Here is a 12091-nt window from a genome sequence, read left to right on the forward strand (position 1 = left end):
AGGTTTAAGTGAGCCCTAAAGGATTCGAACCTTTGACCGCCTCCTTAGAAGGGAGGTGCTCTATCCAGCTGAGCTAAGAGCCCGTAGTTTTTATGTTGCTACGACAACTTTGTCGGGGTGGCAGGATTCGAACCTGCGACCTCCTCGTCCCAAACGAGGCGCGATGACCGGGCTACGCTACACCCCGTGTGCAATTTTCTTGCGGAGAGACAGGGACTCGAACCCTGGCGACCAAAAAGGTCGACAGATTAGCAATCTGCTGCATTACCACTCTGCCACCTCTCCTTTCGACTTCAAAACAAAGCTTGAAAGGAAAATTGCGAGTGCAAATTTAAGACTAGATTTACAATATAACAAGACTTTTTTGCACTTTTTTTTAATTATTTTTTTACTCAGGATATTCCACTCGTAAATGATAAATATTCATCAATTTTTTCTTAATTACTTTCTTAATTATTTCTATTTCTCTAAACGTAATATCTGAATTTAAGAACTGATTATCAGTCATTTGTTTTTCCATTATTTTATCAATTAAATTACTAATTGATAAAGCAGTTGGTTTTGTTAAACTTTTTGATGCTGCCTCAGATGCATCACACATCATTAAAATTGCTGTTTCTTTTGAAAAAGGTATTGGGCCTTGATATTGAAATTTCTTAATATCAACGTCAGAATCTGGGTTTAATTCTTTTTCCTTCATATAAAAATAATAAGTAGAACTAGTACCATGATGTGTTCTAATAAAATCTATAATTCTATCTGGAAGCTTATTCTTTTTAGCAAGCTCTACTCCTTTTATAACATGATCTGTGATTATTTTAGAACTATCTCTAGGAGATAAATCATTATGAGGATTCACTCCTGTAGATTGATTTTCTATAAAATATTGAGGATTTATCATCTTACCAATATCATGATATAAAGCACCTGTTCTAACTAACATTGAATTTGCACCAATTTCATTAGCAGCTGCTTCTGCTAAATTTGCTACTTGCATTGAATGCTGAAATGTTCCTGGAGCTTTTTCATTAAGTTCTCTTAAAAGTTTTGTATTTGTATTAGAAAGTTCTAACAATGTAACATCAGAAACTAATCCAAAAACTTTTTCATACATATAAATAAGAATAATAGATAAAAAGGATAATAATCCGTTTGCAGCGAAAAGCATAAAATAAGTCCAATTTATTTGAGAAGCATTTCCTTCTTTTATAATTGAAAAAGCAAAATACGTTAACATATAAATTAATGTAATTTGAGCAACTGAAATAAATAAATTGGCTCTTTTGTATAATTCTGACACTGTAAGTATTGTAACAATACCTGCAATAATATGTAGGTAAATAAACTCAAAACTATCTGGTACAATATATCCTAATAGCAAAACAGTTAAAACATGAGTAAAAAGGCCTAAACGTGCATCAAAAAAAGCTTTTAATACAATTGGTAAAATACTTAATGGTACTACATATAAATAATCTGAATTGTATTTTATTACCAATGTTTGAATAAATATCATTGAAAATACATTGAAGAAAATAAATGTAACCTTATTATTATTATCAAAAATTTCTACTCTATATTTTTTCAAAAATAATAAGAGCATTAATAACGCTAATGATACTAATATTGTATATCCTAAAATAATCCAATTATAGTTAGACTCTGTCCAAACCTGAGATTCAGATTCACTTTTTAAAGAGTTTAAAACTGCTAATTTTTTTCCTTCTACAATATCACCTTTTAAAATAATTAGTTTTCCAGATGCAACTTTACCTTTGGTATAAGAAATATTCTTTATTTCATTGTCTATTACTTTTTCTGTAAAACTACTATCATAAGATACATTAGGTTTAATAATTTTAGTTAGTAATTCTAATAAGGTCTTTCTTCCATAAGAAACCCCAACTTTGTTTAAGTTATTTCTAATAAGTTCTAGAACCTCTTTAGAGGTAAACAATTTTTTAAAAACTATATCTTCAACTTCATTTCCTTTTCTTATGGCAATAATTTCATTTTTGTTTAATACTCTGTCTTGACTTACAACTTCTAAAAATCCATTTTTATAAACTGTGTTGATTATCGATTCTCCAACTTTTGATAAATTATTAATTTGAGTAATGCTTAGTGAATCTGATTCTTTTATAAGAGAAAACCTTCTTTTAAAATTGGCTTTTACAGTATTTTCTATTTTAAAATCTTGAACAAAATAAGATTTTGAGTTCGCCTCAATCTCTTTAATTTCAATTTTTATTTCTTCTTCTGTTTTTTGAATTGCAAAATCAAAAGGAGCATATAAATTATCATATTTCCAAAGCTGTCCATTGCTAAAATCGTATTTAAAATGGCTTCCTTTTGGAAATAAATAAACAATAGCTATTGTGGCTACTAAAAACAAAATCACCTTATAAATAATGGTGTTATTTTGGTACAATTTATTTACTATATTACTCATACTTCTTATCTTCTTATAACAAACTTACCATAAAATATCCAAGACCTAAAATTCATGTTGAATATTAAAACTTAAATTGATTAAAAATAGTTAATTTAGCACAACAAACCATATAAAATTAAATTCAATTTATTTATGAAAGAAGTAGTAATTGTATCTGTTGCAAGAACTCCAATAGGAAGCTTTATGGGAAGTTTGTCTTCTATTCCTGCTCCTAAATTAGGAGCTATAGCAATTAAAGGAGCTTTAGAAAAAATTAATTTAAAAGCTAATCTTGTAGAAGAAGTTTATATGGGTAATGTAGTTTCTGCTGGTTTAGGTCAAGCACCTGCTAGACAAGCTGCAATTTATGCTGGAATTCCTGACACTGTACCATGTACTACCGTAAATAAAGTTTGTGCCTCAGGTATGAAATCTATTATGCTTGCTGCTCAAACTATTATGTTAGGTGATGCAGATGTTGTAGTTGCTGGTGGTATGGAAAATATGAGTTCAATTCCTCACTATCAACATGCAAGAAAAGGTGCAAAATTTGGACCTATTACATTAGAGGATGGAATGCAAAAAGATGGCTTAGTAGATGCTTATGATAATGTAGCTATGGGTGTTTGCGCTGATAAATGTGCTAGCGAATATGAATTTTCTAGAGAAGATCAAGATAATTTTGCAATTCAATCTTATAATCGTTCAGCAAAAGCATGGGCTGAAGGGAAATATACTGATGAAATTGTTCCTGTAGAAATACCTCAAAGACGTGGAGAACCTATTGTTTTTTCTGAAGATGAAGAATACAAGAATGTAAAAATGGAAAAAATACCAGCTTTAAGAGCTGCTTTTACCAAAGAAGGAACAGTAACTGCTGCAAACGCTTCTACTATAAATGATGGAGGTGCTGCATTAGTTTTAATGTCTGCAGATAAAGCTAAAGAATTAAACATTACTCCTATTGCTAAAATAAAAAGTTTTGCTGATGCTGCACATGAACCAGAATGGTTTACTACTGCACCTGCCAAAGCTTTACCAAAAGCATTAGCAAAAGCAAACTTATCTATAAATGATGTAGATTTCTTTGAATTAAATGAAGCATTTTCTGTAGTAGGTTTAGCAAATATGAAAATTTTAGGAATTACTGATGACAAAGTAAATGTAAATGGTGGTGCAGTATCTCTTGGACATCCTTTAGGTGTTTCTGGAGCAAGAATTGTAATTGCTTTAACATCAATTTTAAAACAAAATAATTCTAAAATTGGAGCTGCAGCTATTTGTAATGGTGGTGGTGGTGCAAGTGCTTTAGTATTAGAAAAAATATAACCTTAATAAAATAACAAAGTTTTATGCTCTATGGCATTTGTAATTTAAGTATTGTCTCTTTAAGAGCAACAGCTTCAGACTTATCAGAAATGGTAAGTCAGGTTTTGTTTGGTGAAACTTTTGAAATAATTGAAGAAGATAAAGAATGGAGTAAAATTCGTTTAACTTTTGATAATTATGAAGGTTTTATAAATAATAAACAATTTATTAAAATTACTGAAAACACATTTTCGAACTTAATTGCTAAAAAACCTTTTTATTCAGGAGAAATCTTAGATTTTATAACAAACAATAAAAACGAATTAACTACAATACCTATTGGTGCTAGTTTACCTTTTTACAATCAAGGAAAACTTCAAATTAATGAAGAAACGTATTTTTATGAAGGTGCAGTTTTATCTGAAAAAAAATCTAAAAAAGAAATTTTACAAACAGCTTTTAACTACTTAAATACTCCTTTTTTATGGGGAGGAAAAACTCCTTTTGGTATAGATTGTTCTGGTTTTACTCAAATGGTATATAAACTATGTGGATACCACCTTTTAAGAGATGCTAAAGAGCAAGCGACCCAAGGTGAAGTTCTTAGTTTTATTGAAGAAAGTGAAGCTGGAGATTTAGCGTTTTTTGATAATGAAGAAGGTGAAATAATACATGTAGGGATTATTCTAAATGATTATCATATTATACATGCACATGGTAAAGTAAGAATTGATACTTTAGATCATAGTGGAATATTTAATGCAGATATTCAAAAACATACACACAAATTAAGAATCATAAAAAAAATGATTTAAGAGATAAAAAAAATCCGAAACTAAATAGTTTCGGATTTTTTTATTTTTATAAAGTCTAATAATTATTGACCTCTCATTTCTTTATAAATTGGTCTTAAAGCATCTGCTTCACTTTCCATTTCTAAAGTATCATAGATATTTAATAAAGTACCTACAGTTCCTTCAGTTCTTTTAATTTCATCAGCCTTAACAATATAAGGTAATGCATCTTTACAGATAGTTTTTAATACACCCTCTAATTCAGTATATTTTTTATCATTAGATAAATTTTCATTCATTTCATTAACAACAGCAATTCTTTTATTTAAAATTACAACTCCTAAATTTAAATAAGCATCACCATAATCTGGATCTAATTCAATAGCTTTTTTATAAAAACCAATTGCTTCTTCAATCTTGTTTTCATTAGCGTTTACAACACCTAAATTAAAAAATAAGTTAGGGTTTGTAGGGTCTATTTTTACAGCTTCTTCCATTAAAACTGCAAATTTATCCATTTGCTTAAGCTCAATATACATTTGAGCTTCATTTAATAAAAGATTGATATTTTTAGGATCACTTTTTCTAGCTTCAGCCAAAGCTTCAACTGCTAATTCTGGTTTACCAAGATTTACATAGTTATACCCTATATTTTTAATAATCTCAGATTTTTTAGATTTAGAGTTTTTTTCAGTTGGTTTATTATATTTACCAAACTTAATCATAGCATCTCTATTTGCTTTAGAACCTAAATTTTCAACTTTATTTGTAGCCTTATTTACTGCAAAATATTGAGTAGTAATACCTGTATAATTAATATCTTGTAATTGTTTATAATATTTTAAAGAAAGATTATAATCTTTTGCAGCTGCAGAACTCATAGCAGCATTGTATAAAAATGCTGTATCTGCAGGACTTAATTTATAAGTTAAATAAAAGTTATTAGTTGCTTGTTTATAATTCTTATTTCCATATTGCTCAATTGCTTTTTTAGAAACAAACTGAATTAAATCATTTAATTTAGGTTGAGCTAACTTTGTATATTTAAGTTTACCTGATTCTTTTTCATAATCAAATAAATCTTGGTAAGCATCTGCTGCTTTATTTATATTCGATTTTCCATAAGCTTGACCTTTTAAAAAGTAATATTTTGCTTTATATTTTGGTTCTATTGAATCTTCAGAGCCTTCTAAAGTTGCTATAGTAGCTTTAGCTTCTTTAAATTGACCTTTTTTTAGGGCCTTTTCAACAGCTTTTAATTCATTTTTTTGCGCAAAAGAGGCTACAGATAATAAACCTATAGTTAACGCTAATAATTGTTTTTTCATTTTACTTATATTAATATTTGTTATTCTTGATTTTCATTTACATCATTGTCAATATTCGTGCCATTGTTATCATTTTCTTCATCATTTTCAACATTTTCTTCTTCATGAACCACTTTAGCAACTGCAGCAATGCTATCATCATCTTTAATGTTAATTAAACGTACTCCTTGAGTAGCTCGTCCCATAACTCTTAAATCTTCTACAGCCATTCTAATAACAATTCCAGATTTATTAATTATCATTAAATCGTTAGAATCATCAACGTTTTTAATTGCAACTAAATCACCTGTTTTTTCAGAGATATTTAAAGTTTTAACTCCTTTACCACCTCTGTTTGTAATTCTGTAATCTTCTAAACTAGAACGCTTTCCATATCCTTTTTCAGAAACTACTAAAATGTTACTTTCCATATCATTAACAGCAACCATACCAATTACTTCATCATTTTCATGTTGCAAAGTAATACCTCTAACACCTGAAGCTGTTCTACCCATAGGCCTAGTTTTAGCCTCTTCAAAACGAATAGATTTACCAGATTTTAAAGCTAACATTACTTGGCTATCTCCAGTAGTTAATTTTGCTTCTAAAAGCTCATCACCTTCTTTAATTGTTATTGCGTTTATTCCATTTGTTCTTGGACGAGAATATTGTTCTAAAGAAGTCTTTTTAACTTGACCTTTTTTAGTAGCCATAATTACATAATGACTATTAATATAATCTTGGTCTTTTAAATCTTGAGTTACTAAGAATGCTTTTACTTTATCATCTTGTTCTATATTGATTAAGTTTTGCATTGCTCTACCTTTGGTATTTTTACCACCTTCAGGTATTTCATAAACTCTCATCCAGAATACTTTTCCTTTTTGAGTAAAGAACATCATATATTGATGGTTAGTACCCACAAATAAATGCTCTAAGAAATCTTCGTTTCTGGTAGTTGCTCCTTTTTGACCTCTACCTCCTCTATTTTGAACTTTATATTCTTCAAGATTTGTACGTTTTAAATATCCTGCATTAGAAATAGTAACTACTACTTTTGTATTAGGAATCATATCTTCAATACGCATATCTCCACCAGCATATTCTATAGTAGAATTACGCTCATCACCATATTTTTCTTTAATGTGAAGTAATTCATCTGTAATAATTTGGTAACGTCTTGGTTCGTTAGATAAGATATCTTTTAAATCTGCAATTGTTGCAATAATTGCATCATATTCAGCTCTTAACTTATCTTGTTCTAATCCTGTTAATTGACGCAATCGCATTTCTACAATTGCTTTTGCTTGAATTTCTGTTAATTCAAAACGCTCAATTAAACTTTCTCTAGCTTCATCTGCATTAGAAGAAGCTCTAATTAGCTTTATAACTTCATCAATATTATCAGAAGCAATAATTAACCCTTCTAAAATATGTGCTCTTGCTTCAGCTTTTTTTAATTCAAATTCTGTTCTTCTAACAACAACTTCATGTCTGTGTTCAACAAAATAATGAATTAATTGTTTTAAGTTTAATTGCTCTGGTCTTCCGTTTACAAGTGCAATGTTATTTACACTAAAAGAAGTTTGTAATTGTGTGTATTTAAATAATTTATTTAAAACAATGTTAGGAATTGCATCACGTTTTAAAATATAAACGATACGCATTCCGTTTCTATCAGATTCGTCTCTAATATTTGCAATACCTTCAATTTTCTTATCATTTACCAATTCAGCAGTTTTCTTAATCATATCTGCTTTATTTACTTGGTAAGGAATTTCTGTAACAATAATGCACTCACGTCCTTTAACCTCTTCAATAACGGCTTTAGCACGCATTACAATACGTCCACGACCTGTATGAAAAGCATCTCTTACACCATCATAACCATAAATAATACCTCCTGTAGGAAAATCTGGAGCAGAAATATGCTGCATTAATTCGTCAATCTCAATATCTCTATTTTCAATATAAGCTACAGTACCATTAATAACTTCTGTTAAATTGTGAGGTGCCATATTTGTTGCCATACCTACTGCAATACCAGAAGCTCCGTTTACTAATAAATTAGGAATACGAGTTGGTAAAACTGTTGGCTCTTGCAAAGTATCATCAAAGTTTAAACGATGATCTACAGTATCTTTTTCAATATCAGCTAACATTTCTTCTGATATTTTTTGCATTCTAACCTCAGTATAACGCATTGCTGCAGGAGAATCTCCATCTACAGAACCAAAGTTACCTTGGCCATCTACCATCATATAACGTACACTCCAATCTTGAGCCATACGTACCATAGAGTCATAAACAGAAGTATCTCCATGTGGGTGATACTTACCTAAAACTTCTCCAACAATTCTTGCGGATTTTTTATACGAACCAGTTGCTTTAATTCCTAATTCATGCATACCATACAAAACTCTTCTATGAACTGGTTTTAAACCATCTCTTACATCAGGTAATGCTCTTGATACAATCACTGACATCGAGTAATCAATGTATGCAGATTTCATCTGCTCTTCAATGTTAATCGGAATCAACTTTTCTCCGTCTGCCATATATATATTTTGATTAATTTTACTTCATTTTTTTAAAACAAGGCAAGATACTATTTCTTCCTCTTTTTACAAAGGTTTTAACGCTTCTAATTGCGCTTAGTTATTAACATTTTTTGATAATTTTTAACACTATTTTATTTGTTTGATTTCTAAGAGTTTTCTACCTTGGTATGATAGACTAAATGTCATTTATTTACCATTGGCATATTTTTTGTAATTAACCACAAAAAAAAGGACTAATTTTACAATACATCAATTAAAGACATAAAGAAATATGGATGATAATTTTTCACCAAAAGTTAGAGATGTTATTACTTTCAGTAAAGAAGAAGCACTACGTTTAGGGCAAGAATTTATTGGAACAGAGCATCTTTTACTTGGTTTAATAAGAAAAGGAGAAGGTAAAGCAATAGAAATATTAACAGCTTTTGATATTGACTTAGGTTTATTACGCACTAAACTAGAGCAATTAAACCCTGCTAATCCTACTTTTATTGAAAACAACGACAAACCAAGTTTACGTTTAACTAGGCAAGCAGAAAAAGCTCTAAAAACAACTTTTTTAGAAGCTAAATTATATCAAAGTGATTCTATAGATACAGCTCATTTATTACTGTGTATTTTAAGAAACGAAAATGATCCTACAACAAAATTAATTCAAAAATATCATGTAAATTATGAAGAAGCTAAAACTTTATACAAACAATTACATGTAGATGATACTGACGCTGAATTACCAACAAATCCTATAGCTGAAACACCTTCTGATGATGAATTTGCTTCAGAAAAAAAGAACCCTTTTGATCAACCTCAAAAAGGAAAAAATGTAAAAAAATCTAAAACTCCTGTATTAGATAATTTTGGTAGAGATTTAACAAATTTGGCTGAAAATGGAAAATTAGATCCTGTTGTTGGAAGACAAAAAGAAATTGAAAGGGTTTCTCAAATTTTAAGTAGAAGAAAGAAAAACAATCCAATGTTAATTGGAGAACCTGGTGTAGGTAAATCTGCCATTGCAGAAGGTTTAGCATTAAGAATTGTAGAAAGAAAAGTTTCTAGAATTTTATTTGATAAAAGAATTGTTTCTTTAGATTTAGCAAGTTTAGTTGCTGGCACTAAATACCGTGGACAATTTGAGGAAAGAATGAAAGCTCTAATGAATGAACTTGAAAAGAATGATGATATTATTCTTTTTATTGATGAAATTCACACCATTGTTGGTGCTGGTGGAGCAACAGGTTCTTTAGATGCTTCTAATATGTTAAAACCTGCTCTTGCAAGAGGAGAAATACAATGTATTGGAGCAACAACTCTTGACGAATTTAGAACAAATATTGAAAAAGATGGCGCTTTAGAACGTCGTTTTCAAAAGGTAATTGTTGAGCCAACAAGTGTAGAAGAAACAATACAAATTTTACATAATATTAAGGCAAAATATGAAGAACATCATAATGTAGATTTTACTGACGATGCTATTGAAGCTTGTGTAAAATTAACAAATAGATATATGACAGATAGATTTTTACCAGACAAAGCTATAGATGCTTTAGATGAGGCTGGTTCTAGAATTCATATTACTAATATTGTAGTTCCTCAACAAGTTTTAGAACTAGAAGCTCAACTAGAAATTATAAAAGAACGTAAAACTAATGCTGTAAATGGGCAAAAATATGAAGAAGCAGCTAAATTACGTGATGATGAAAAAAACATGGAAGCTGCTTTAAGTTCTGCTCAAAATCAATGGGAAGAAGCTTCTAAATTAAATAGAGAAATTGTTACAGAAGACAATGTTGCTGAAGTAGTTTCTATGATGACAGGTATTCCTGTAAATAGAGTTGCTGAAGCAGAAAGCCATAAATTACACGAATTACCTCAACTTATTAAAGGTAAAGTTATTGGTCAAAACGAAGCAGTTACTAAAGTTGTAAAAGCTATTCAAAGAAATAGAGTTGGTTTAAAAGACCCTAACAAACCAATTGGTTCTTTTATTTTCTTAGGACAAACTGGTGTTGGAAAAACACAATTAGCAAAAGTTTTAGCACGTGAATTATTTGACTCTGATGATTCTTTAATTAGAATTGATATGAGTGAGTACATGGAGAAATTTGCAATTTCTAGATTAATTGGTGCTCCTCCTGGTTATGTAGGTTATGAAGAAGGTGGACAATTAACAGAAAAAGTAAGAAGAAAACCTTACTCTGTAGTTCTTTTAGATGAAATTGAAAAAGCACATCCAGATGTATTTAATATGCTTTTACAAATTTTAGATGATGGCTATATTACAGATAGTTTAGGAAGAAAAATCGATTTTAGAAATACCATTATTATAATGACTTCTAACATTGGTGCTCGTCAATTAAAAGATTTTGGTGGTGGTGTTGGTTTTGGAACCTCTTCAAAAAAAGAACAAGCAGATGCCCATGCAAAATCTGTTATTGAAGGAGCCTTAAAAAAATCTTTTGCACCAGAGTTTTTAAACAGAATTGATGATGTAATAGTATTTAATGCTTTAGAAAGAGAAGACATACATTCTATTATAGATATTGAATTAGACAAGCTACTAAACAGAATCTCAGACTTAGGTTATACTTTAAATTTAAGCGAAAAAGCTAAAGATTATATAGCAGACAAAGGTTTTGATAAAAAATATGGAGCAAGACCTCTTAAAAGAGCTATACAGAAATACATTGAAGATGCTTTAGCTGAAGAGATTGTAAATTCTAAACTTTCTGAAGGTGATACTATTATAATGGATTTAGATGAAAAAGAAAATAAACTTACTATTAAAATAGAAAAAGGCGAAAAAAAACCTGAAACTAGCACTGAAACAGAATCTTAAAATAAAAATCCTAAACTTTAGTTTAGGATTTTTTTATACATACACTCTATGAAAAAAATAATTTTAATTGTAATCTCATTATTATATATCAATTCTTACGCTCAAAAAAAACAACTATGGGCTAAATCTTTTATTAACAAAAAAGCACCAGAACTAGTAGTCGAAAAATGGTTATCAAACGTACCAACAACTAAAGATAAATTTATATTAATAGATTTTTGGGCAACTTGGTGTGGTCCTTGTGTACGAGGTATTCCAGAAATGAATAATTTTCAGAAAGAATTTTCAGAAGATTTAGTTGTTATTGGTATAAGTAAAGAATCAAGATCAAAAGTTAAGAGATTTAAAAAAGCTAAAATAGAATACTTTAGTGCAATAGATACAAAAGGAACTATTAGTGATAAATTAAAAATTAGAGGAATACCACATTGTATAATTATAAACCCAAAAGGAATTGTAGTTTGGGAAGGTTGGCCACAATTAAAAGGTTACGAATTGACTTCAGAAGTTATACAAAAATTAATATCAGATTATAAATCCTAATTAAAAAATCACGATAATTTTATACATGTTATATTAAAAACTAAATAATACATAGCCAAATTTTTATTAGTTTAAAAGATAAATAACTCAACTACCATCTATATCTTTTAAAGAATACCCACCACAATAACCTAAACAAAACCAATAAGTTAACGTTTAGGGGTAGGAAAAACCACCCTGCTTTTTTTAGGAATTTACTTATTATTTTTAGAAATTTACATTATTGGTAATTTATAATTAAGACTTACAATAAGTATTAATTTGTAAAACCAAGTAGAAATACCCGATTTTAATATGAAAATTGTTTT

Annotated in this window: 7 protein-coding genes and 3 tRNA genes; 4 read left to right on the forward strand and 6 right to left on the reverse strand. The window is 29.3% G+C overall.

All coding sequences use genetic code 11. The features are described from left to right. Positions 1–9 precede the first annotated feature (9 nt). The 4 genes from MPF13_RS10870 to MPF13_RS10885 form a co-directional block, all read right to left on the reverse strand. Positions 10–83: transfer RNA gene (locus MPF13_RS10870), tRNA-Arg, on the reverse strand. Positions 84–112: 29 nt separating this feature from the next. Beyond that, a tRNA-Pro gene (locus tag MPF13_RS10875) sits at positions 113–187 on the reverse strand. A 15-nt stretch (positions 188–202) separates the two neighbouring features. After that, positions 203–285 (reverse strand) — tRNA-Ser (locus tag MPF13_RS10880). 103 nt (positions 286–388) lie between these two features. Further along, positions 389–2452, reverse strand: a complete 2064-nt coding sequence (locus MPF13_RS10885; RefSeq protein WP_249982546.1) for an HD family phosphohydrolase — start codon at positions 2450–2452, stop codon at positions 389–391. Between the two features lie 135 nt (positions 2453–2587). Between MPF13_RS10885 and MPF13_RS10890 the strand changes: the two genes are divergently transcribed. Both MPF13_RS10890 and MPF13_RS10895 read left to right on the forward strand, forming a co-directional pair. Next, positions 2588–3763 carry an acetyl-CoA C-acyltransferase gene (locus MPF13_RS10890; RefSeq protein ID WP_249982547.1) on the forward strand — a complete coding sequence of 392 codons (1176 nt, stop codon included), beginning with the start codon at positions 2588–2590 and terminating at the stop codon, positions 3761–3763. A 23-nt stretch (positions 3764–3786) separates the two neighbouring features. Continuing rightward, entirely contained in the window at positions 3787–4557 is a 771-nt protein-coding gene (locus MPF13_RS10895; RefSeq protein WP_249982548.1) for a C40 family peptidase, read from the forward strand. 62 nt (positions 4558–4619) lie between these two features. On the opposite strand, the gene MPF13_RS10900 is transcribed toward MPF13_RS10895, so the two are convergent. Together MPF13_RS10900 and gyrA are read right to left on the reverse strand one after the other, a co-directional pair. Continuing rightward, positions 4620–5864, reverse strand: coding sequence for a tetratricopeptide repeat protein (locus tag MPF13_RS10900; RefSeq protein WP_249982549.1), 1245 nt, complete (start codon positions 5862–5864; stop codon positions 4620–4622). A 20-nt stretch (positions 5865–5884) separates the two neighbouring features. Beyond that, on the reverse strand, positions 5885–8401 hold the full coding sequence (gene gyrA / locus MPF13_RS10905; RefSeq protein ID WP_249982550.1) for a DNA gyrase subunit A: 2517 nt from the start codon (positions 8399–8401) through the stop codon (positions 5885–5887). A 274-nt stretch (positions 8402–8675) separates the two neighbouring features. Between gyrA and MPF13_RS10910 the strand changes: the two genes are divergently transcribed. Both MPF13_RS10910 and MPF13_RS10915 read left to right on the forward strand, forming a co-directional pair. Continuing rightward, positions 8676–11240: an ATP-dependent Clp protease ATP-binding subunit gene (locus tag MPF13_RS10910; protein ID WP_249982551.1), complete on the forward strand. Its 2565-nt coding sequence runs from the start codon at positions 8676–8678 to the stop codon at positions 11238–11240. Positions 11241–11288: 48 nt separating this feature from the next. Further along, positions 11289–11783, forward strand: a complete 495-nt coding sequence (locus MPF13_RS10915) for a TlpA family protein disulfide reductase (RefSeq protein WP_249982552.1) — start codon at positions 11289–11291, stop codon at positions 11781–11783. The last annotated feature ends 308 nt before the right edge of the window (positions 11784–12091 follow it).

This window comes from Polaribacter sp. Z022 (genome assembly GCF_023555495.1).
Lineage (GTDB): Bacteria > Bacteroidota > Bacteroidia > Flavobacteriales > Flavobacteriaceae > Polaribacter.